12 protein-coding genes are annotated in these 23,232 nt (G+C 75.9%); 1 reads left to right on the top strand and 11 read right to left on the bottom strand.

The features are described from left to right. Window positions 1-9: 9 nt before the first annotated feature. Window positions 10-2,808 carry a SpoIIE family protein phosphatase gene (locus tag ACIQU4_RS10015; protein ID WP_403727886.1) on the top strand — a complete coding sequence of 933 codons (2,799 nt, stop codon included), beginning with the start codon at window positions 10-12 and terminating at the stop codon, window positions 2,806-2,808. Window positions 2,809-2,905: 97 nt separating this feature from the next. On the opposite strand, the gene ACIQU4_RS10010 is transcribed toward ACIQU4_RS10015, so the two are convergent. The 11 genes from ACIQU4_RS10010 to ACIQU4_RS09960 all read right to left on the bottom strand — a co-directional run bounded on the left by ACIQU4_RS10010 (window position 2,906) and on the right by ACIQU4_RS09960 (window position 23,232). Further along, complete coding sequence (locus ACIQU4_RS10010) at window positions 2,906-4,972, bottom strand: SpoIIE family protein phosphatase (protein ID WP_403727884.1); 2,067 nt, start codon at window positions 4,970-4,972, stop codon at window positions 2,906-2,908. Window positions 4,973-5,046: 74 nt separating this feature from the next. Then, on the bottom strand, window positions 5,047-8,271 hold the full coding sequence (locus tag ACIQU4_RS10005; protein ID WP_403727882.1) for a DUF3376 domain-containing protein: 3,225 nt from the start codon (window positions 8,269-8,271) through the stop codon (window positions 5,047-5,049). Between the two features lie 20 nt (window positions 8,272-8,291). Then, a complete protein-coding gene (locus ACIQU4_RS10000) occupies window positions 8,292-9,086 on the bottom strand; it encodes a BTAD domain-containing putative transcriptional regulator (RefSeq protein ID WP_403727880.1) in 795 nt (264 codons plus the stop codon). Window positions 9,087-9,184: 98 nt separating this feature from the next. Then, window positions 9,185-10,522, bottom strand: a complete 1,338-nt coding sequence (locus ACIQU4_RS09995; protein ID WP_403727878.1) for a hypothetical protein — start codon at window positions 10,520-10,522, stop codon at window positions 9,185-9,187. Then, window positions 10,519-11,961 carry a hypothetical protein gene (locus ACIQU4_RS09990; RefSeq protein WP_403727876.1) on the bottom strand — a complete coding sequence of 481 codons (1,443 nt, stop codon included), beginning with the start codon at window positions 11,959-11,961 and terminating at the stop codon, window positions 10,519-10,521. Before ACIQU4_RS09990 ends, ACIQU4_RS09995 begins: the two co-directional genes overlap by 4 nt. Then, window positions 11,958-14,057, bottom strand: coding sequence for an ATP-binding protein (locus ACIQU4_RS09985; protein WP_403727875.1), 2,100 nt, complete (start codon window positions 14,055-14,057; stop codon window positions 11,958-11,960). The genes ACIQU4_RS09990 and ACIQU4_RS09985 overlap by 4 nt, the downstream gene beginning before the upstream one ends. Further along, window positions 14,050-15,693 (bottom strand): hypothetical protein, encoded by a 1,644-nt coding sequence (locus ACIQU4_RS09980; RefSeq protein WP_403727873.1) that lies wholly within the window; start codon window positions 15,691-15,693, stop codon window positions 14,050-14,052. The genes ACIQU4_RS09985 and ACIQU4_RS09980 overlap by 8 nt, the downstream gene beginning before the upstream one ends. Continuing rightward, the gene (locus ACIQU4_RS09975; RefSeq protein ID WP_403727871.1) at window positions 15,690-17,831 is read right to left on the bottom strand and encodes a phage tail protein; all 2,142 of its coding nucleotides are present in this window, start codon (window positions 17,829-17,831) and stop codon (window positions 15,690-15,692) included. Before ACIQU4_RS09975 ends, ACIQU4_RS09980 begins: the two co-directional genes overlap by 4 nt. Continuing rightward, window positions 17,831-20,005, bottom strand: a complete 2,175-nt coding sequence (locus tag ACIQU4_RS09970; protein WP_403727870.1) for a putative baseplate assembly protein — start codon at window positions 20,003-20,005, stop codon at window positions 17,831-17,833. The genes ACIQU4_RS09975 and ACIQU4_RS09970 overlap by 1 nt, the downstream gene beginning before the upstream one ends. 18 nt (window positions 20,006-20,023) lie before the next feature. After that, complete coding sequence (locus tag ACIQU4_RS09965) at window positions 20,024-20,491, bottom strand: GPW/gp25 family protein (protein ID WP_403727869.1); 468 nt, start codon at window positions 20,489-20,491, stop codon at window positions 20,024-20,026. A 68-nt stretch (window positions 20,492-20,559) separates the two neighbouring features. Then, complete coding sequence (locus ACIQU4_RS09960) at window positions 20,560-23,232, bottom strand: hypothetical protein (protein ID WP_403727867.1); 2,673 nt, start codon at window positions 23,230-23,232, stop codon at window positions 20,560-20,562.

Here is a 23,232-nt window from a genome sequence, read left to right as displayed (position 1 = left end):
AAATGGCTCATGACCGGACGTTTGGGTCGACCCAGGGGATCCCCGCCCCGGCAGCCGACCGGGCCGGACCCGGGCCTGCTCGCGCGCCGCTCCCGGAGCGCCCGCAGTGTCGCCGGTCAGGTCTTCGCGCTCATGGCGTTCATCGTCCTCCTGCTGATCACCGCGGCCGCGCTCGCCCTCGTGTTCCAGGAGCGGTACGGCACCCAGCGCGACGCGCGCCACCGCTCGCTGGCGGCCGCCGAGGCCTTCGCCCACGCCCCCGGCCTCCCCGCCGCCCTGAAATCCCCGAATCCGACGGCCGAGCTGCAGCCCCTGGCCGAGGCCGCGCGGCGGGCCGCGGGCGTCGACTTCATCGCCGTGATGACGCCCGACGGGCTGCGCTACACCGACTCCCGGCCGGACCTGATCGGCAAGCGGGCCTCCGGCGACCTCTCGCGCGCCGTGGCCGGGCAGTCCTTCACCGAGGTGTACACGGGCTCGCCGAGCGACGCGGTCCGCGCCGTGGTCCCCGTACGGGACGCGAGCGGCAAGGTCGTCGGCCTGGTCGGCACCGGCATCGAGATCGCCACCGTCTCCGACGCGGTCGCCGGTCAGCTGCCGCTGCTGCTCGGCGCGGCGGCCGGCGCGCTGCTGCTCGGCACGGGCGGCGCCGCCTTGGTCAGCCGGCGGCTGCGGCGCCAGACCCGGGGCCTGGGCGCGGCCGACATGGCCCGGATGAACGAGCACCACGAGGCCGTCCTGCACGCGGTGCGCGAGGGCGTCCTGATCATCAGCGACGACCAGCGGCTGCTGCTCGCCAACGACGAGGCCCGGCGGCTGCTGAACCTGCCGCCCGACGCCGAGCAGCGCCACGTGGGCGAACTCGGCCTCGATCCGCGGACCACCTCCCTGCTGGTGTCCGGGCGGGTCGCCACGGACGAGGTGCACCTGGCCGGCGACCGGCTCCTGGCCGTCAACGTCCGCCCGACCAAGCCGTACGGAGGGCACCCGTCCGGCAGCGTCATGACCCTGCGCGACACCACCGAGCTCGCCGCGCTCTCCGGGCGTGCCGAGGTGGCCCGGGAGCGGCTCCAGCTGCTGTACGACGCGGGGGTGCGGATCGGCAGCACCCTGGACGTGGCGCGTACCGCCGAGGAGCTCTCGGAGGTGGCCGTCCCCCGGTTCGCCGACTTCGTGACGGTGGAGCTGCTGGAGCCGGTGCTGAAGGGCGAGGAGCCCTCGCGGGCGGCCGGCGTCTACACGGAGATGCGCCGGGCGGCGATGAGCGGGGTGCGCACCGACCAGCCGCTGCAGCCGGTCGGCGACATCATCCGGTTCGTGGTGCCGACGGCGCCGATGGCGGCGGCCCTGGACGCCGGGCACGCGGTGCTCGCACCCGATCTGAACGCCGCGATGGGCTGGCGGGCCCAGGACGAGGCCGGCACCCGCCAGGCCCTGGAGTACGGGCTGCACTCGCTGATCTCGGTGCCGCTGCAGGCCCGCGGGGTGGTCCTCGGCATGGCGAACTTCTGGCGGGCCGCCGACACCCCGGAGGCCTTCGACGAGGAGGACCTGTCGTTCGCGGAGGAGCTGGGGGCCCGGGCGGCCGTCTCCATCGACAACGCCCGCCGCTACACCCGGGAGCACGCGACTGCGGTGGCCCTCCAGCGGAGCCTGCTGCCCCGGGTGCTGCCGGACCAGACCGCCGTGGACGTGGCCTTCCGGTACCTGCCGGCGAAGGCCGGGGTGGGCGGGGACTGGTTCGACGTGATCCCGCTCGCCGGCGCCCGGGTGGCGCTGGTCGTCGGCGACGTCGTCGGGCACGGGGTGCACGCGGCGGCCACGATGGGCCGGCTGCGCACCGCCGTGCACAACTTCTCCTCCCTGGACATGCCTCCGGACGAACTGCTCGGGCACCTGGACGAGCTGATCCACCGGATCGACCAGAACGAGTCCGGGGGCGCCGGGGACCCCGCGGAGGGGGCGGGCGAGGCCGCCGGCGTCACCGGCGCCACCTGCCTGTACGCGGTGTACGACCCGGTCTCCGGGGTCTGCGCGATGGCGAGCGCCGGGCACCCCGGACCGGCCCTGGTCCGGCCGGACGGCGCCGTGGAGTTCCCGCAGCTGCCCACCGGGCTGCCGCTCGGGGTGGGCGGCATGCCCTTCGAGGCCGTGGAGCTGCGGCTGCCGGAGTCGAGCCGGCTCGTGCTGTTCACGGACGGCTTGCTGGAGGACCGCGACCGGGATTTCGACACCGGCCTCGGCATGCTGGCCGAGACCCTCTCCCGCCCCGGCCGCAGCCCCGAACAGGCCTGTGCCGACGTACTGGCCACGCTGCTGTTCCCGGCGCCGAACGACGACATCGCCCTGCTGATCGCCGACACCCGGCGGCTGGAGGCGGACCGGATCGCCGAGTGGGAGGTGCCGCCCGATCCGGCGGCGGTCTCCCGGGTGCGGGGCTCGGGCTCGGCGCAGCTGGCCGACTGGGGTCTGGGGGACATCGCGTTCACGGCCGAGCTCATCCTCAGCGAGCTCATCACCAACGCCATCCGGTACGGGAACGCACCCATCCGGGTGCGGATGCTGCGTGACCGCAGCCTCATCTGCGAGGTCTCCGACGGCAGCAGCACCTCGCCGCACCTGCGGTACGCGGCCACCACCGACGAGGGCGGCCGCGGCCTGTTCCTGGTCGCGCAGTACGCCGAGCGCTGGGGCACCCGCTACACCCAGCGCGGCAAGGTCATCTGGGCCGAGCTGCCGCTGACCGGGGGTCCGGAGCCGGTCCCGCCCGTACCGGACCTGGAGGCGCTGGAGGAACTGGGCTGGTGACCGGGCCGTCGGCGTAACGATTCGCCCGGGACCGCGCCCGGGACGCGCGGCCGGGCCTCACCGAGCCGGCCCCACCGAGCCGGGCCCCACCGAGGGGTCAGCGGCCCCGGGCGGCCGTCGTACGGGCCAGCAGGACCGCCACGTCGTCCTGCGGGGCCTCGGGCAGCAGCCGCGCCAGGATGTCGTCGCACAGCACGTCCAGGGGCTGCCCGGCGTCGCGCAGCGCCCGTCCGAGCTGGGCCATGCCCTGGTCGAGGTCGCGGTCGCGGGACTCGATGAGCCCGTCGGTGTACAGCACGAGCAGGCTCCCGGGCGGCAGGGCGACCTCCTCGGTACGGAACTCCTGTCCGCCCGTGCCCAGCGGGGTGCCGGGCGGGCCGTCGAGGAAGGCGACCTCCCCGCCGGCCGTGACCACGGCCGGCGGCGGGTGGCCGGCCCGGGCGATGACGCAGCCGCCCGTGGCCGGGTCGTGGACGGCGTAGACGCAGGTGGCCATCTCGTCCTCGCCCAGGTCGGCGACGGCCTCGTCGAGCGAGCGGAGCAGCCTGGTCGGGGAGACGTCGTGGCGGGCGAGGGTGCGTACGGCGGTGCGCAGCTGTCCCATGACGGCGGCGGCGTGGATGCCGTGGCCCATGACGTCGCCGATGACCAGGCCGGTGCGGCCGCCGGGCAGCTGGATGACGTCGTACCAGTCGCCGCCGACGTCGTGGTCGCTGGCGGGCAGGTAGCGGCCGGTCAGCTCCAAGCCGGTGACCTCGGGGAGGGCGCTGTTGCTGAGGCTGCGCTGGAGGGTCAGGGCGGCCCGCCGCTGGTTGGTGTACATCCGGGCGTTGTCGATGTTGAGGGCCGCGCGGGCGACCACCTCGTCGATGAGTACGCCGTCCTGCTCGTCGAAGGGCTCGCGGTCGTTCATCCGGGTCACGGTGACCGCGCCGAGCACGGTGCCGCGGGCGAGGAGCGGGATCAGCCGGGCGGAGCCGAGGGTGGCGAGGTAGTCGCGCAGCTCGGCGGCGCGCGGGTCGGGGAGCAGCGCGTGCACGTCGGACCGGTACAGGTTCATGGCCCGGCCCTCGGCGATGACCCGTTCGTAGACGGAGTCGGGCGGGATCTGGAAGGTCTGGCCGGGTGCCAGCCGGGCGGTGGGGGCCTCGGGGTCGGGGAACTCGACGGCGATGCGGCGGAGCACGCCCTCGTGGGTGGCCGCCGCGTCGTCGGGGGCGAGGACGGTCTCCAGCAGCTGTACGTCGGCCGAGTCGGCCAGCTGGGGTACGAGGACCCCGACGATCTCCCGGGCGGTCTGGCTGAGGTCGAGGGTGGTGCCGATGCGGGTCCCGGCCTCGGCGAGGACGGCGAAGCGGTGGCGGGCCCGCTCGGCCTCGCCCTGCGCCTGCTGGCTGTCGGTGATGTCGATCAGGGAGGCGATCACGCCGAGCGGGCGGCCGGAGCCGTCGAGGAGGGGGGCGTAGGAGCAGGACCAGGTGTGGTCGTGCTCGGGGTCGGCCGGGGTCCGGCCGGTGCGGCGGACGTCGACGACGGCGGTGCCCCGGTCCAGGACCTGCCGCATGGTCGCTTCGAGCGCGGAGGCGTTGACTCCGGGGACGACCTCGGTGAGTCGTTTGCCGACGTGCGCGGCGGCCGGGACGCCGTTCATCCGGGCCAGGGCGTCGTTGACGCGCAGGAAGCGCAGGTCGGGGCCGAGGGTGGCGAGGCCGATGGGCGACTGGGTGAACAGGCTCTGGAGGGCGGCGAGCGAGTCCCGCATGCGCAGGACCTCGGAGGTCTCCACGGCGATCAGCATGGCCCCGGTGCGGCCCTGCGGGTCGGCGGCGGGGACGATCCACATCTCCATGGTGACGCGGTGCCCGTCGCGGTGGCGTACGGGGAGGGTGCCGACCACCGTCTCGCCCGCCTGGACCCGCCGGGTCAGGTCGTCGGCGAGCGCGTGGTTGGGCTCGGGGACGAGTACGGAGGCGCCGGGGAGGCCGAGGATGTCCTCGGGGCGGTGGCCGAGCAGGTCCTGGGCGGCGAGCGACCATTCGACGATGATTCCGTCGGCGTCCTCCCGCCACAGCGCGATCGGCAGCAGTTCGCTGAGCACGCCCGCGTACCCGACGGCCGCGGCCGGCTGGTCCGGGACTTCGCTCGTCGACTGGTATGTGTCCACCGCACCGACCTCACCCCGGGGGGTCCGATTCCTACCGATTCACCCTATCTGAGCCATCGGCACGGGGCGCTCCGTCAGGTCGGTCCGGTCCGCGGCTTCGGATACAGCCAGGGCAGGACGAAGGTGATCCAGAACAGGACGGCGTACAGGGCGAGGGCGGCCCACCATCCGTTGGGTTCGCCTCCCCGGAGCCGGCCGATCTGGATCAGACCCGCGATCACTCCCGCGATCAAAGCCGCCCCCGGCAGCAGCAACCAGCGGTCGGTGCCGACGTACAGCACGGCCGCGGCGGCGAGGGCGAAGCAGGCCCCGACGATCAGCGTGCGCCAGCCGTCGTCGGACTCCGGGGTGTACAGGCCGCGCAGCTGCCAGAGGGCGACGGGCGGACCGGCCAGCGCGAGCAGCAGGAGGGGGATGCGCAGCCCGGGCGGCCGGATCCACTGCCGGACCAGCGCCGCCAGGGCGATCATGGCGTACAGGCAGACCGGGATGTCGGCGAGCAGCGAGGACCAGTGGCCGGTGGAGAAGGCGATGCCCGTCCACAACAGCACGGCCGCGATCAGACCCCACAGCGGGGCCACCACCCCGACCAGGGGCGGTAGGTAGACCAGGGGCTTCAGCACGCCGAGGACGCCCTGCACCACGCGGGCCCCGGCCCGGCCGGTGGGCTGGAGCGCCGGCCAGGCGAGGAGCCCGGTCCGCAGGGCCGCCCGGCGCGGGTCCCGCGCCCGGATGAGCTGTCCGACCTCCTCCTCGCCGATCCTGCCGAAGGACTCCAGCGCGGCGTCGAACTCGGCCCGTGAGGCCAGGGCGGGCGGGTGCAGCGGGGGGTCCGGGGGCCTGTTGCCGCCCCGGAAGCCCTTGCGGTTCAGTTCGGCGAGGAACGGCAGCTCCTCGCGCAGGATCTCGTGCTGGCGTACGGCGGTGAGCACGTCCCGTACCCGGTCCCAGCGGTCCATGCCCGCGTTCGCGGCGACTTCCTGCGCCCAGAGCTCCATGAACGCCGAGCCGAGTCCCGTGGCCGCGGCGACCGCCTCGCCGAGCGCCGTGAGGTCGGTGGCGGCGCCGAACGCGTCCTCCAGGCGCTCGTCGGTGGCAACGACCGACACGAGGGAGGCGGCCCCGTCGAGGCGGCCCCAGGTCCAGTCGCTCATCCGCCATCGGGCGCTGAGGAACGCGGCGAAGTTGTTGAGCTGGTTGCCGCTGAGCTTGGCCCTGACCATGTCCTTCGGGGAGTCCTGGACCACGTCCGGCAGCACCCTGCGGGTGGCCCAGCTGGTGTTCGCCGCCGAGACGGTGTGGAAGTCGATGTCGGGGGCCTCGGCCAGCGGGTCCGGCCGCAGCGGTCCGAGCAGCACCTCGGCGTACGCGAGCGCATCGGCCATCGGCGGACCCGTGCCGGCTGCCGCCGCGTGCAGCGCCTCGTAGCCGGCGACGTCGGGAACCAGGCCCAGGCCGATCTCCTGGCCCAGTTCCGCCAGCCGGTCCCACAGCTGCCCGAAGCCCTCCGGTACGGCCGCCGGACCGGGGCCGGGCGCGGGGGCCTGCGGAAGGGATCCTCCGGTGACGGCCGTCGCGAGGTCCGCCGCCCAGGTCTCCCACTGCGCGGGGGCGGCCCCGGGCAGGGGCGTCGGCAGCACGAGGGCGCCCAGCAGGCTGGTCGCCTCGCGGAACGGGGTGGTGACGTCTGTGGGGATCAGTCCCTGCGACAGGGCGGTCCGGTAGCGGTCGAGCAGCAGCCGGTCCCGCGCGGCGGTCAGCGTGGCGACGGCGAGGCGGCAGGCGAACAGCCGCTTCCGGTACGTCTTCACCAGCTCCATGTCCACCGGCCCGGCGCCGGACTCGTACGCGCCCAGCCAGTCCATGAGCAGCCGTACTGCACGCGCCAGAGCCAGTGGGGAGTACCCGGGTCCGGGCAGCATGCCGGGCCCCACCGCCAGGCGGTCGGACACCTTGCGCAGTCGGGTGAAGAGCGCCGTCGAACCGCGCCCCGCGCTCTCGTCGAGCACCTCCAGCGGCCCCGGGCCGGCGGGGAGGGGCAGCGCGTCCGGGCCGGTCACCTCGGCCGGGTCCTCCAGCAGCCGGATGAGCCGCAGCGCCTCCGCCTTGCCGACCGTACGGGCGTACGCGTCCAGCCGGGCCGGATCCGCGGCGTCCGCCTGGACGAAGGCCGGGGGCAGCACCCCCGTGGCGGCCCGCTTCTGCTGGGCCGCGGCCTCGGCGGCGCGCAGTTCGAGGTCGTCGTCGCGCAGGGACTCGGAACCGGTCTTCACCGCAAGGGATTTCACCGCCATCCGCACCAGCCGGGTGACGCGCCGGCTGGTCCCCGGCTCGGAAGGCGGCGGGAACGGCGGCACGGGCTGGAGGAACAGCAGCCAGCGGTCGGCCTTGCGGGCGACCGGGGCCCCGGCGAGGGCCCGTACGGCCCAGGCGACGGGGATGTTGTCCAGCAGCCCGCCGTCCATGAGTTCGGCGCAGCCGTTCAGGTTCTCGTCGGGGTAGCCGCTCTCGCTGCTGACCCCGCGCATGTCCACCCGGGGCGGGTCCTCGACCGGCTGCGCGCCGTTCCCGACGTACACCCGGGCCGGTTCGAAGGCTCCCGGGAACGAGGACGAGGTACGGGCCGCGTAGGCCAGCCGGTTCAGCGCCCCCTCCCGGGCCACGCCGGTGACGTCGACGGGGAAGTCCGTCAGCGAGGTGCGGTGGCGGAAGCGGAAGTACGCGTTCGAGCGGCCGACCAGCAGCGGCCGGCCGAGGGTGGGCCGCACCCGGTCCCGGCGCGGGCGCAGCCGGGTGGCCGTCAGGATCAGCCGAAGCGAGGTGGGGCGCTTCCACTTGGGCGGGGCCTCGTTGATGAGCCGGCCCATCGCGCCGCGCAGCTCCGTGTAGAAGACCTCGTCCCCGCGCATCAGCGAGGTGGGCACGTGGAAGGGGGTCGAGCGGCGCAGCAGTCCTTCGAGGTCGCCCAGGCGCAGCCACACGTCCCGTACGCCCGGCCCGAAGGGCATCCCGTACACGAGGTGGCAGGCCAGCAGTACGCCGTTGAGCCCCCCGGCGCTGGTCCCGACGAGGACGTCGATGTCGACGTCCTCGTATCCGCACACGTTCAGCAGCCCCGGGTAGAGGCCCGCGTCCGGGACGGGCTCCTGCGCATCCGGGGCGGGCTCCTGGGCCGCCACGCGCAGCGCCGCCGTCTCGCAACAGGCCCCGCCCATCCATACGGCGAGGCTGACCCCGCCGCGCATCGCGAGGGCCAGGCGCAGTTCGGTACTGCGCCGACCCGGCAGGTCGTCCCTCATGCCACCAGCTTGACCCCGGATCAGGCGTGGCGCACCCGGGCGGCCACCACCTCGCGGGAGCGGGTCGCGGAGCGGCAGAAATTCCGTATCAGGCCGGAGAGTTCGCATCCCGGTTCCACCCCGAGTTCGCGTGTGGCGAGGTCACGGTAGGTGTCGTACGCGCGCATGGCCTCGATCAGGTTGCCCTCCGCCAAGTGGGCCTCGATCAGGGCCCGCTGGGCGCTCTCCCGCAGCGGTTCGGCGCTGACCGCGAGCAGCGCCGACTCCACCGCCTCGGCGTGCCGGCCGACCCGGGCCAGCTCGCGGCTCAGCGCCTCCAGCGCGTGCAGCAGCCGCTGGCGGACCCGTTCGCGCTCCAGCAGCACCCAGTCGTCGTACCAGCCCGGCAGCAGGTCGAGCGCGTCGGTGCGCCATTTCAGCGCCGACAGGTCCTGGGTGGTGGCGGTGCCGCCGATGAGCCGCCCGGCCCAGCCGTACAGGACGTACAGGTCCACCACCGTGTGCTCGCGCACCGCGAGCGAGCACTTGTCGGAGTCGAGCAGGTCGATGCCGGCGGCCTTGAGCCGCCAGAGCGCGGACCGCAGGTTCCCCGCCGCCCGCAGGTCGTCACCGGACGGCCACAGCGTCCCCGCGGCGTGCCGGCGCTCGACCCGGCCGCCGTTGAGCGCCACGAACGCCAGGAGCCGCTTGCCCCCTTCGGGCACGTCCAGCCATCTCCCCTGATGGATGACGCGCGGGCCGCCCAGGAGGTGGAGGGCCGGTGGCTCCCCCTGCCCTGGGACGCGGACCGGTGACGTGAGGAACTGCTGGTTCATAGGCGGTCCTCCTGCATAGAAGTCCGATCGCATATGCTATGCGCGCACCGTCACCGATCAGTCACCGAGTGCTATGATTTCATTCAGGATTGTGACAGTCATCCGGGGTCGTAGCAGTGGCGCCGCTCCCTCCTGACGAACGCGACCCAGCCCCCGACCGGCGCCTCCCGGTCGTCGACGGGCAGCAGGATGTCCACGCCGACGGGCTCGTCGAGCCGGATGCGGTCCCGGTGCTGCGCCTCCTGCACCGCCTGGGCGACATCGGCGAGCGCGCAGGAGCAGTACCTCAGGTCCACCTGCGGGCCTAGGAGCGCCCGGATCCCGGCGGGGGCGGCGCTCGGTTCCGGCTCGGGGGCGAACGGCAGGTACCCGGCGGGCGGGAGTTCCGCGATGCCCAGCTCCTGCAGGGTGTACGGGCCCGGTCCTGCCTGCGCCGGCCGGATCAGGGCGCCCTCGCCGATGCCCGTGACGAGCCGGGCCACCTCCCGGCCCAGCTGGTCCTTGGTGTGGCTCTTGAGGAACTGCTCTTCGCCGATGAGGGCCAACTGCTCCAGCAGCGGCCCCAGATCGGCGGCGGGCGGCTGCGCGACGCCCAGCACCTGCGCCAACTGGTCCTGGAACTGGAGGATCTGGGCCGCGTACGCGTCCCAGGGCCGCATGCCGAGCCGTGACTGCCAGTACCGCTGCGGCGGGGCCGCGGCCCGGTCGCGGCGGGCCGTCCACATGTCGACCTCCCACCCGTCGGGCCTGCCCGGGTCGCGCAGGAGCACCGCGATCCGGACGGTCCTCGGCCGGCCGGGGCTCGCGGCCGGCGGGGTCCAGGACGGCGGCAGGTGCGCGCGGCCGGTCCCGTACGGCCACGGGGAGTGCTCGGTGCGCTCGGCTCCGAAGATCCGCGAGGCGAGGAAGTTGCGCCGGGAGGCCGGGAGTTGGTTGTCGAGCCCCCGTTCGGTGCCCTCCACCAGCTGGATCCGCACCCCTTCGGCGAGGTACGGGTGGCGGGTGGTGCCCGTACCGGTGCAGGGGTCGTCGCAGTAGCTGCCCTGCACCGGGGCGTCGCCGTAGGGCCGGGAGTCGGGCGCCACTTCGACCCACCAGAACCCGTCGAGCCCGGGTGTGAGGCCGGTGAGCGGGAGCGTGACGAGGCGCTGCGAGCGCAGCGGGCGGCCCTCCGGGGAGACGGCGAGGCCGCCGCCGACCCGGAGGGTGCCGTCCTTCACGCTGACCTCGTAGCCCTCGACCACGCCGGGGCCGCCCGCCGCGCCGACGGCCAGGGCGAGTTCGCGGGCGTAGTCCTGGATGCGGCTCAGGTGTTCGGCGCGCAGGAACAGCCCGTCGAAGGCGTTCAGCCGGTCGATCCCGCCGTCGGCGGTCGCCGAGGGGGTGGCGGGCGGGGCGGGGCTCGCGGCTGCGGGGGCGGCTTCGCTGATCGTCATTCCTCGGTCCTCCCGGGTGCCGCCCGGTGCGGCAGATGGACGGTGACGACGGCGTCGTTCCCCTCGTCGGCGGTGCCCGGCGGGCCGCCCTCCAGCCCCGCGAAGGGCGCGCGCGGGTGCTCGCCGTACAGGGGCTTGGGCCCGGTGCCGCGGACGCGGACGCGGACCGTCTCGTACGCGGGCCGCTGGTCCAGGTCCACCTTCACCCGGAGCCCGTCGGCCGACACCCGGATCCCGGCGACCTCGTCGCTCGCCCAGCCCCGGCCGGAGTCGGAGAGCGAGGTGATCTCGATGCCCTCCGGTTCGGCGCAGCCCGGCGCGAGCGGGGCGGTGACCTCGAAGCTCAGCACGGTGTGCTCGCGGCTCCAGGCGAGGGAGCCGCGGATCAGGCGCGGGCCTCCGGCGTCCGCCTCGGCGGCGGCGCCGATGATCCCGGGTGCCAGGCCGCAGACCAGCTCCTGGACGGTGGTGGTGGGCAGCACCGCGGTCCGGACGGACGGGTCGGCGCGCACCTCCTCGATCCGTACGCACCCGTCGTACTCGCTGAGTTCGACCGTGAGGCGGGCCAGCACGACGGGGGCGTGGTCCTCCGTGACCGGCGCCCACGGCGGGCACACGTCGCCCTCCGCGCGCTCGGGCACGAGAGCGGTGGCGTCCGCGGCGGCCAGCCGGCGGAACGCGGCGAGCAGCGCCGGCGCCCGCCGGTGCGCGGGGACCCGGGCCACCTCGGCGGCCTCCCGCAGCGCCTCCTGCCCGGCGGTGTCCCCCGGGGCGGCCTCGTCGAGCCCGAGGAGGACCCGTACGCGGTGGTACGGGCGCCAGGGCGCGGGGGCGGCGGAGCGCAGGGTGATCCGCGCGGTCTCGACGATCCGGGAGAAGTCGTCGTGCCGGCGCGTCACGTCGCACGGGTCGGCCAGGGCGGGCACCGGCCGGTCCGGGCAGGACGCGAACTCCGCGAGGATCCAGGCCTCGACGGTGCGCCGCCGGGGTGGCCCGGGCTCGGCGTCCGCCGGTCCCTCCTGCGGCGGAGGCGGGTGCGCTTCGATCCAGTCCCTCGCCCACGCGGTCAGGGAGACGCACCAGGCCGCTTCGAGGGTGAGCTCGCGGCCGAGCCCGTCGACGGCCAGCCCCGGATCCACCCTGAGCTCGTCGCCGTCCCGGGCGACTCCGAACCCCCAGAGCACCCCCGAGCCGTGCAGCCAGGCGTTGTGCAGCATGAGCTTGCCGCGCGGATTGCCCATCAGGACACGGAAGTCGTCCTCGCCGAGCAGCATCCCGAAGGCCACGCGCAGCGCGAGGAAGGGGTTCACGGGCAGCTCGTCCCCGCCGCAGGGGCCGGGCCCGCACGGCCCGCCTCCGTACGAGGGATCGGTGGGCAGGTCCGGGGCGGACCCGCCGCCGCAGCCGCACGGGGTGCCGCCGGAGCCGAGCGCCGTCATGAGCTCTCCTTCTGGGTACGCCGGTCGATGACCGGGGCGGGGAAGTCGTACGCCGAGTCCAGGGCCCGCGCCGCCCGCCGGTCCGCGCCCGCGCCGCCCGGCCCGGCCGGCTCCCCCGGGAACGGGCGGCCCGCCTTGCCGTACTCGCGCCGCATCGCGTCGACGAGGTGGCCCTGGCGGACCGCTCCCCCGTCGTCCGCCGCCCGGAAGGCCGCGCCGATCGCCGCGTTGCGGATCCAGCCGCCCGGCACCGGGTAGTGCCGCGCGAGCCCCGCCAGGTCCACGTCGGCGTGCAGCAGGGCCCGGGGCAGGTGCAGCTCCCACATCCGGTACCGGCCGGCCTCGTCGGGGAGCGGGAAATCCACGACGAAGTCCATGCGGCGGATGAAGGCGGCGTCGATGTTCTGCCGCAGGTTGGTCGTCAGCACGGCCAGCCCGTCGAAGCGGTCGAGGCGCTGGAGCAGATAGGCCGTCTCCATGTTCGCGAACCGGTCGTTGGCCTCGGAGACCTCCGTACGGGTGGCGAACAGGGCGTCGGCCTCGTCGAGGAGGAACACCGCCTGCGTGCGCTCGGCCACTTCGAAGCAGGCGGCGAGGTTCTTCTCCGTCTCGCCGATGTACTTCGACACCAGCTCGGAGCCGTCGACGACCAGCAGGTCCCGGCCCGCCTCGGTCGCCAGTACCTCGGCGGCCAGGGATTTCCCGGTGCCGGGCGGCCCTGTGAGCAGCAGCCGTACGCCGCGGGCGGCCCGGGCGGCCTCGCGCAGCCGCCAGTCGTCCAGGACGAGCGCCTGGTGGCGCAGCCGGGCCACGGCGTCCCGCAGCTGGCCGTCCGCCTCCCCGCCGAGGACCAGCCGGGGCCAGCGGGCCTGCGGGCCGACCAGGTCGACACCCGGGGGCAGCAGCGCCCCGGCGCGGGCGCGGATGGCGCCGGGGACGTCCGGGCCGCCGCCGTCCTCCTCGGCGCCCGGGGCCAGTGCGGCGCGGCTGTGCACGTCGAGGGCCACCTGGGCGGTGAGCGCCGGGTCGAGCGGGTGGCGCGCCGCCAGTTCGGGGGCGTGCTCCGGCGCTTCGGGCAGCGCCGCCCGCCAGGCGGTGCGCCGGTCCGCCGTGCCGATCGGCCCGACCGGCACGGTGAGTACGGGCCGCTGCGGCCCGGGGCGTACGGTGCCCGGCGCCGCGCAGATCAGCAGCGGGCCGGGGATCCGGGCGACGGCGGGGGTGACCGGGCCCGCCGCCCCGCTCGCCGGGGCCGCCACCACCAGCAGCGGCACGGCGTCCCGTACGGCGGCGTGCAGACCCAGCAGTCCCATGGCGCGCGGGTCTTCGGGGCGGGTCCGGGCGGCGAGGAGGCCGAGTCCGGCGGCGCGGGCGAGGGCCGCGCAGCGGCTGAGGCCCACGGTCTCGTCCCGGGCGCCGACCAGCAGGACGCGGGGTTCGCGGGAGCGCAGGGCGGCGACGGCCCGGACGCTCTCGGGGAGTTCGAGCCAGCCGTCGAGTCCGGCGACCGGCGGGCCGGGGTCGGCCTCCTGAAGGACGGCGGGCCAGGCGGGGTGGCCGTGGAGGGCCTCCCACAGCCCGTCGGCGAGGGTCAGGGAGCGTTCGTGGAAGGGGCCTTCGCCGGTGAGGGCGAGCACGCCCGCCCGTACGGCCGGGCCCTCGTGGAGCAGCCGGCGCAGGGCGACCCGGTCGGCCGCCTGCCCCCGTGGGCCGCCCCGGGCCGCCGTACGGGCCGCGCACTCGGTCAGGAGGCCGGCCAGGCCCACGCTGGGGTGCGGGGCGCCGCCGGGGTTCATGGTGCGGAACGTGCGGGCCAGGCCCTCGTGTTCCTCGGGGAGCCCGGCGAACAGGACGAGCTCGGTCTCCAGGGAGCCGAGCCCGAACCGGTGCACGAGCCGGTCGAGCGGGGTGTCGGCCGCAGGGCGTACGCCGGGTGCGGCGGCGGCCCGGTCTGCGGCGCTCGCGGCCCAGTCGCGCAGGAACGCCACGGACCCTCCGCCCGCCTCCTCGCTGCACAGGGTCTCCAGCAGCTCGGCCACCCGTACGGCGACTTCGGCGGCCCGGCCCGAAAGGTCCCGGCTGATGCGCTCAGACATAGCGGTACCTCACGACCGCGCCGAGCCAGCCCAGCCACCCCGGGTCGAGGTCCAGTCCGGCGCGGCGGAGCGCCGGGTCGGTGTCGGCGACGGCGAGGACGGCCTCGATCCAGCCGGTCTCGGCCGTGATGCGCCCGGGGCGGCGGGCGACCGCGAGGACGGCGCCGAACGGGTCCTGCGCGTACCGCTCGTCGCCGAGGCGGGCGGCGGTGGCCCGCGCCCAGTCGGCGGCGAGGGCGTCCACGGCGTCCTGCTCGCGCGGGGTCGCCGCCGGGGCGCGCAGGAGAGCGGCGGCGCGGTCGGGGGCGAGTCCGGCGAGGGCGAGGGCGGCCGGGTCCCCGGGCACGATGCCGGGGACGAGGGCGCGGGCGGCGGCGTGCAGCGCCCAGGGCAACGGCCTGGCGGCCAGTGCGGGTTCGTCGAGTGCGCGGTCCGGGAGCCCGGCTTCGGGAGCCGTGGCGAGCAGGAACAGCAGCCCGGCCCAGCCGGTGGCGGCGCCGTCCGCCGGATCGGGAGCCGGCTCCGGCGGTACGGGCCGTACGGGGGCCGGCGCGGCGGTGTCGCCGGCCGCGGGGCCGCCCGGGCCCGGCCCGGAGCCGCCCGCGTCGGCGCGGGGCGGGTCGGCGGCGGGAGGCCCCTGCGGCGGCGCGTCCCGACCGGGCGGGGCTTCGGCGCCGCCGTCGGCCGATGCCGACCCGGCGGGCTCGGCGTCCCCGGCGTTCCCGCCGGCTCCACGGCCCGGCAACTCCCGCAACCATGACCCCGGTTCGGGTTCCGGCCGGGTGGCGCCGCCACTCAGGACCCGCAGCCCCTGCGCCAGCAGCCCGCGCAGCCCGGGCCGGGCGGCGGGCCGCTCCAGCGCGGCCGGATCGGTTTCCGCGAGGACGAGCACCGCCCAGGCGGCGAGCACCGGTTCGGCGGGGCGCAGCCGGGAGGCGCGGATCAGCCGGGCCAGCCCCGATCCGGCGAGCAGGGTCCGGGCGAGCGCCCGCGTCTCGGGGTCGGGCGGCCACCCGGCCGGGGGTTCCTCGGGCGCGGGGCGGCCCGTACCCGTGACGAGGGCGGCCAGGCGCTGCCAGCCGTCCCGCCCCCAGGCCCGGTCCAGCGCGGCGAGCCCGCACTGCTCGGCGCCGCGGAGCACGGCGGCCGCGGCCTGCTCCGGGTGGCGTTCCAGGGCGGCCAGCAGCGCCGGGCCGGGCGATGCCTGCGGGGCCGGGTCACCGGGGCGCAGGATCCCGGTCTGCCGCCAGGCCCACAGCCGTTCGCGGCGCCCGGCGGCCAGCCCGGCCACCGCGTCGGCGAGCAGTTCCACGTCGTGCCGGTAGTGCACGAGGGCGCCCGGTGCGCCCGCGCGGCCCTCCCGTACGGTCCGTTCGATCGCGGCGGCGACCGCCTCGGACCAGTCGCGGGCGAGCGCGGGAACGGGGCGGTCCAGGTCGAGGCCGAGGCTCAGGTCCAGCCGGGCCAGGCACCAGTGCCCTGGCGGCAGGTCCAGGGCGCGCAGGGCCGTTTCGAGCGGGCCGGCGACCGCGTGCCGCAGCGGTCCGCGCAGCCGGTCCGTGGCGGGCGGCGGCGCGCCGGGATCGTGGCGCAGGGTCGCCGACAGCCGCTCGATGACCACCGTGGGGCCGCTCATCCGACGCGCACCGCCCCGGTGATGGTGCTCTCGCCGACGCGGGAACCGGCGGCGGGCACGCCCACGATGCCGTCCTCGCCGACCCGGACCCGGCCGACGACCGCGGGACCCCATGCCGCGCCGGGGCCGACGACGGAGGTGAGCCCGAGGTGCAGGGTGCGGCCGATCCGCATGCCGGCGCCGAGCGGGCAGATGTCGACGAGGGTGTGGGCCGGTTTGTGGGCCTCCACGATGGCGCGGACCACGTCGAGTTGGACCGGGCTCGGATCGGCGGGGATGAGCACGCTGAACCGGTGCGCGGCGGCGGTGTAGCCGTCCTCCCCGGGCCGGGTGCCGCCCACGGTGAACCGGCCCAGCGCACCGGCCGTGGCCGCCGCGCCGCCGACGGCCGGTGCGGGGGCCCCGCCGGGCCCGGCGCCGAGCACCGCTCCGCCGAGGCCGCGCAGCCGCCAGTGCTCCACGACGCTGATGGGCAGCGGGAGGTAGAGCCGCAGGATGCGTTCGAGGCAGGCGACGGTGCCGCGGATGCGGAACAGGTCGTACGCCTGGGCGATCAGCTCGCGCCGGGCGGACGGCGGCCAGCGCCGGTCCAGGGCCAGGCCGAGCAGCCCGGCCAGCCAGCCGAGGGCCTCCTGCGGGGTGGATCGGGGGTCGAGCAGCAGAGTGCGCAGGGCGGCGCGGGAGTCCAGTTCGTGCAGGAGTCCCTCGGCGGGGGCGAGGAAGCGCTGGAGGAAGGCGGCGTCGGCCTCGTCCCGGCTCCAGGCCCCGGGGAGCGCGGCGGGCAGCCGGTGTCCGGGCCGCTCCACCCGCAGGCCCCGGACGCGGGGGGTCACGCGCGGGGTGCCGGCGAGCCGGAGCACGATCCACAGGTAGCGGCCGGGCGGGGCCGCGACGGGGGCCTCGTACGTCTCGAACCCGTCCTCGGGGTCGATCTGCGCCCAGGGCAGTTCGCGGCCGGTCGGGCGCCGGAACAGGGGCGCGGAGGGCGGCAGCCGGTCGGCGTAGAGGGCGCGGGAGGGCAGCGGCGGGGTCTGGTCGGGGTGGCGCACGGAGCGCGGTCCGCGCACGGGCGGCGACCAGGGCAGCGGGTCGGGGACGGTGTCCTCGTCGGTGGTCAGGAAGCTGACGCGGACCTCGGTGCCGGGCGGGACGCAGGCGTCGAGGAACAGCCGGCCCCAGCGGGTGCGGTACTCGCCCGCGTCGAGGCGGTAGCCGATGACGGTCCCGGCGGGCGTGTAGCGGGCGGCGGGCCCGGCGGTCCGGGCGAGGCCGTCGGCGGTGGTGAACGCGACGCGGCCGTCGGGGCCGGCGGTCATGGCGCCGCCGTCGTAGCCGGGGGCGCGCAGGGGCTCGATCTCCACCCAGGCCCTGCCGTCCGTACGGAACCGCCGGAACGGCTGTCCGGGGCCCCGGGCCACCACCAGCGCCCCGTCGGCGGTCAGGTCGAGGTCGGTGGCGTCCGGTACGGCCAGGGGCCGGGTGCCGTCGGCCCGGGCCACGACGGCGTGCCCGCCGGCCGAGCCGGTCCACAGCACGTGGAGGTGCCCGGCGTGGCCGGCGATCCGGGTGGGGCGCAGGCCGTCGCTCCCCGCCGGGTGGCGCAGTACGGGCCCGCGCAGCGGTCCGCGGCGGCCCTGGAGGAGCACTATCCCGGCGGGCCGGGTGACCAGGACGGCCACCGCCCCGCAGTGGGCGGTGACGTCGAGGGGCCGGCGGTGCGGCCGGGCCGCGCTGCGGACGGGGACCCGGCGCAGCAGCCGCTCGCCCCACAGGTCGACGACTTGGACGGCTCCGGCCCCGGATTCGGCGATGAACAGCCGCTGCGCGGCGTCCACGGCGAGGCCGCGCGGGACGCACAGGGTGCCCGGCCGGTGGCGGGGCGCGCCCTCACCGCCGGCGCCGGGCGCGATGACCTCCACGCGTCCGGCGCGCGGGTACGAGCGGTAGGCGCGGCCCCAGCGGTCGAAGGCCAGCCCGGCCGGTCCGTGAACGGCCGTCCCGGGGGCGGGCCCCGTCTCCGGCTCGGGTTCCCAGGCGAGGCAGACCCCGCCCTCGTCGAGGTGGGCGGTGGACTCGTGGCGGCAGCGCACCCACTGGTCCGGGTCGGCCAGGACGCCGATGGCTCGGTCGCCGTGCATCAGCACACCTCCGGGGGGAGCGGTACGACGACGGGGTCGCCGGGGGGCGGCGGCGGGGAGCCGTATCCCGCGCCGACGGGCAGCGGGCTGCCGGTGACGACGGTGATCGCGGCGACCCGGGGCACCTCCCACGGGTTCAGCGGGACGAGCGGGAGCGGGGTCCATCCCGTACCGGAGCGCCGGGCCAGCAGCAGTTCGTCCTCCAGGTACTCCAGTCCCTCCACCTGTACGGCGACGGCCTCCAGTTCGGCGCGGCGCACGGCCCGGCCCAGCGGCCAGCCCGCGCCTTCGGGCCCGTACGGCGGGAGCGGGGCGAGGTACTGGCGCAGGATCAGCTCGACCCAGCGGCGCACCGCGTCGGGCTGGTAGCCGTCCCGGGTCCGGATGCCCGCGGAGACGGCGATGTCCACGTAGGTGGGCGGGATGACGTACAGCTCGGTGGTGACCAGGCGCCGGGGGGCGAGGTACGCGGCCACCTGGCGCAGCAGGGCGAGGTCGGGCAGCGGGGCGCCGGGGTCGCGCAGGTCCTCGGTGGGGAATACGAGCACGCTGACGACGCCGGCCGCGGGCTGGGTGGGCGTGTCGGGGTGCAGCAGGGGCAGGGGCTCGGCGCGGCGCACGCCGGGGACTTCGAGGGCGAGGGAGCGGAAGTCGTCGGAGGTGACGGCCCGGTCGCGGCGGTGCACCTCGGCGGGCAGGGCCTCCAGGGCGTCGGCGAGGGAGGCGGGGTCGGCGCCGCCGGCCGCCGGGAGGGGGTTGGTGACCTTGACCGCGGCGACGCCGGTGAGCGCGCCGATCGCGCCCGCCGGGACGTTCCCGGCGGAGCCGCCGCCGTACCGGTACGTGAGGACGCGGATGCGCTCGCCGATCTGGGGCAGCCGGCAGCGGGTGCCGAAGCGGACGAGTCCGGCTTCGGCGTCGAGGGTGTAGTGCCGGTCGAAGGGGCCGCCGGCGGCGAAGTCCTCGACCTCGGTCCAGGGCCGCCAGCCGTCGGCTTCCTCGACCTCCAGCCGGACGCTGCCCGCGAGGACGGGACTGCGGGTGAGGCGCAGGACCTGTCCGGCGTCGGCGGTGCCGGTGCCGAGGAGTTCGGGTGCGGCGGTGCGGGCCTGGACGGCGCCGACGGCGTTGACGCCGACCCAGCGGATGCGGTGGATGGCGTCGTTCTCGTCGGCGGGGCGGCGCACGCGCAGCCAGCCCAGGACGCGGGCGGCCGCCTTCTCGTCGTCGAGCGGGGGCGGGCTGTGCAGGCCGCCGGGGCCGGCGGCGCCCCGGGGGTGGGCGGGGAAGGCGGCGGGCAGCTCGACGGAGACCACGCCCGCGGTGGTCAGTCCGCGGGTGGTGTCGCCGAGCACGGCGAGGGAGGTGAAGGCGGTGGGGGCTTCGGGGCCGTTCCACAGCTCCCAGAGGAAGCCGGGCGGGGCGCTCACGAGGTCGCCCGCCCGCAGCCGGGTCGGGTCCTGGGTGTCGCGGGCCCGCAGGTCGTAGGGGCGCGGGAGTCGCTCGTCGGGGACCACGCCGACGAAGAGGGTCCGGCCGGCCAGCAGGCGGGGGTCGGTGGTGTTCTTGGCCAGCAGGGCGATCCACAGGGAGCGGTCGAGGGTGGTGCTGACGTCCAGGGGCGGCCGGTCGGGGTCGAGCGGGTCGGCGGGGACGGCGGTGGTGACGTAGAAGGCGACGGGCGCCCCGGAGGCCACCCGCCCCCGCTCGCCCTTGGGCAGGGCCTCGACCGCGTTCTGCCGGCGCCGGCTCTCGGCGGGGCCGGGGGCCTCGGGGGCGGGCGTCTTGCCGACGGCGAGGGTCTCCAGGGGCCAGGCGACGACCTCGTTGTCGGTCTCGAAGGAGACCGCGCCGGCCCTTGCCTCGGCGCCGCGCAGCACCTGGACCCCTTCGGGGCGTTCGGTCTGCAGGACGAGGAGGGCGCGGGCGGTGAGCGCGGGGCGCGGGCGGACGCCGAGCAGCCGCAGGAAGGCGACCTTGGTGGCGTCGGGGATCTGGTTGAAGCGGAAGAGCAGGGACTCGCCGAGGTGCGCGAAGAGTTCGAGCAGGGCGATGCCGGGGTCCGCGGCGTTGTGGTCGGTCCACTCGGGGGCGTAGACCGGGATCCGCTTGACCAGCTCGTCCCGGAGCTGTTCGAAGGTGCGGTCGTCGAGGATGGGGCCGATCAGCGGCATACCGTCGTCACCCGGCCCCTACCGCAGGTAGAAGGGGTAGACGAGGTTGTCCGGGCGCAGGTCGAGCAGGTGCACGTAGGCGATGTCGATCCATACGAGGGTGGGCTCCTCCCCCGGGGTCACGGCGACCTCGGTGACCCGGATCCGGGGCTCCCAGGCGGTGAGCGCCTCGCCGATCTCGGCGGCGATCGCGGTGCGGGTGGCGGGGGTGTTGGGGGCCATGAGGTGGCGGCGCAGTCCACAGCCGAAGGTGGGGCGCATGATCCGCTCGCCGGGCTCGGTGTCGAGGACGGTCTCGATGGACTGCCGGATCGCGGCGGCCCCGGCGACCCACCCGAGCCCGCCTCCGCTTCCGCTTCCGCTTCCGCTTCCGTTTCCGGGCCGGAACGGGAACCGCAGCCCGGTCCCGAGCCGGGCCTCGCCGGCGGACAGGGCGGCCGGGCCGCGGCCGCCGGGGGCGGACGTCAGGGCGTCAGATGCTGCCATGGTGTCCATGCTCCGCCGGGACCGTCACCGCACCGTCTCCCCCGTGGGATGCGCGGGAGTTCGTGCGGCTACCACCAGCCCTCCTCCCGGAGGGCGGGCTTCATCTCGTTGATGGCGGCGTCGTACTTGGTGTTGAACTTGGACCGGATGTCCTTGATGTCCATCTGGACGGCGGCCTTGGACTTCTCGGCCTGCATCAGACCGAGCTGGCCGGCCCGGTGCTCGTCGGACTCCTTCCACTTGCCCGTGCTCAACACCCGTGGATGGTCCGTCCAGTTGCCCTCGGAGTCCTTGCGTCCGCGGTGGTCCTGCTTGTCCATCTGGATCGCGGGGCCGCGGCCCACCGAGAGGTTCCTGATCTTCTTGGTGACGCCTTGCGGCGGAATGTGGTTGATCTCGGTACCCGCGTAGTTGAGGCCGGTCTTCGGGTTCTTCAGCTCGCTGTAGCGGCCGCCGTGGTACGCGGGCAGTTCCTTGGGATCGCGGCGGTCGACGCCCGCCACGCCGCCGGTGTCCCCGGGGGCCGAGGTATCGGCGTCGATCGCGGGGATCTTCTTCGTCGTGGGGTTCATGGCGGCCGTGACCTGCCATTTTCCGCCGGCCAACTCGGCGTCCAGTGCGCTGAACCCGTACGTCCTCCTGATCCCGGCCAGGGCGTCACGCAGTTCGGCCGCGTCCTGCGGGTCGCGGTGGGACTTCTCGGCGAGTGCGCCGAGGGCCTGCAGTCCGGCGAGCCATCGGTGCTGGACGGCCGGGGACGGGGGCGCGGCCCCCGGCGCGACCGGCTTGCCCGGGGACGGGGACGGGGACGGGGCGCGGGGGGCCTGCGCCGGGGGCTTCACGACCGGGGGCCTCACGGCGCCCGGGTCCTTCCACGCGCCCTTCTTCTGTTCGTCCTTGGCCGACTTGGCCGGGACGTGGTCGCCCACCAGATCCGTCAGGAACTTGTCCGGGTTGAACGCCACTTCGCCGAACGTGACCTCGGGAACCTTTCCCGAGCCCAGGACGTGTTCCACGTCCGCGCCGATGCCGAACTCCCCCGGCAGCGGGTACTCCAGCTGGGCCAGTGGCCAGTTCCAGCGCTTGTCCGGCGCCGGGGACCACCACGGGCTGTCCAGTTCGACGAAGAGCTCGCCGCCGAGCCCCAGGAACGGCTGGGCCGCGATCTCCATGTGCCCGGCCAGGAAGAACTCCCCGTGCTTGCCCGCCTTCGGGTCGGCGACCTCCCGGTAGCCGATCACCGGCGTGGCCTCGACGTACCCGCGCACTCCGGCGAGCGCGATGAGCGCGATGCCCGCCTTGATGTCGTGGCCCACGAGCTGGACGCCCGCGCCGCCCTCGGCCCTGAGCCGCAGGCCCGCGTACGCGGAGACGTTGAGGGTGCCGGTCAGGCCGAAGCTCTTGAGCACCTCGGGCCTGGTCGACCAGGTGCCGGTCAGCTCCATCCGGTCGAGCGTCGCGGGGCCGATCCTCGCCTCCGCTTCGAGGCCGATGTCGGCGAACAGGAAGACGTTGCCGACCAGCGGGACTCCGTAGAGGGCACGGACCTCGAACTTCGCGAGCTGCTTGAGGTAGTTCTTCTGCTCGAAGAGCGGCTTGTCCATCTTCGGCAGGATCTTGCCGACCACCGTCACATCATCGTGGTGGTCGACGACCACCAGCGCCTCACCGCTCAGCCAGTCCGCCAGCCGGACGCGGACCGTGCCCCAGCCGGCCACCACCCGGGGGCCGGGCCGCGGACCCGCGGGCTGTGCCGGGGCCGCCGCCTCCCCCGTCACCGCCTTCGCGGACGTGACCTGCTCGGGGAGCCGGCTCTCCGTCAGCTCCTTCGCCGTCCCGGCATCGGTGGCCAGCAGCGTCACCTGGCCGTCGAACCTGTCGTTGGCGTAGCGCACGGTTCCCCGTACGTCGACGAGCCCGGCCGCGAAGGCGGCCGTCACCTGCCCGGTGAACCCGCGCAGCGCCACGTCCACGACCGCCTTCCCGGACAGCTCCCCGTCCGGCCCCCGGACCACCGGCACCTCCACCGGGCCGAGCCCCGCCACCGTGCCCTTCGCGACGGCGTCGAAGGTGACCAGCTCGTTGGCGAGCCCGAGGCTCCCGGAGGCGCTCAGGAAGCCGGCCAGTGTGAAGGACATCCCGGCGGCCCTCACGACGAGCGTGGCTCCGCGCAGTTCGTTCTCCACACCCGCCAGCCGCAGACCGCTCACGCCGTGCCGGCCCAGTGCCCGGGCGGAGCCCTGCAGGGTGTCGAACAGGCCCCGGGCGCCGTCGAGCAGTACGCCCTTCACCTTCGCCGAGGCGTGCCCCTCCGGTACGCCGTCGCGAACGCGCAGGGCGAGCACCGGCTCGATGCCCTCGGTGCGCAGCGGCAGCAGCAGCGGGTGCAGGAGAGGGACCGGCTGGAACTCGCTCCCGGGCCCGGTGACGATCCCCTGGCCGGTCCTGCGGAGGTGGAGGGTGCCGGCCGCGAGCCGGCCCAGGCGGACGCGTACGGGGCCGCCCGCGGCCCCCTTGCGGTCCAGGTACTCCTCGACCGTCGCGGGCACCGCGAGCGCCGCCCCGCCCTGCAGGGCCAGTTCCTCCTTGGGGACGTCGGGCGCGAGGACCACGCGGGACAGCTCGTCCGCGAGCTTTCCGGGGGCGGCGGGGGCGGGGCCCGTGGGGGTCTGTGCGGGTACGGCGGGGGCCGGGACGGGCGCGCGGGCCGGTTCCCGGGCCGCGGGGGCCGGAGCCGCCAT

Origin of the sequence: Streptomyces sp. NPDC090741 (genome assembly GCF_044769045.1) — a bacterium.
Classification (GTDB): Bacteria; Actinomycetota; Actinomycetes; order Streptomycetales; family Streptomycetaceae; genus Streptomyces.
Note: the sequence above shows the minus strand (reverse complement) of the source record. Positions and strands in the feature narration are given on the sequence as shown.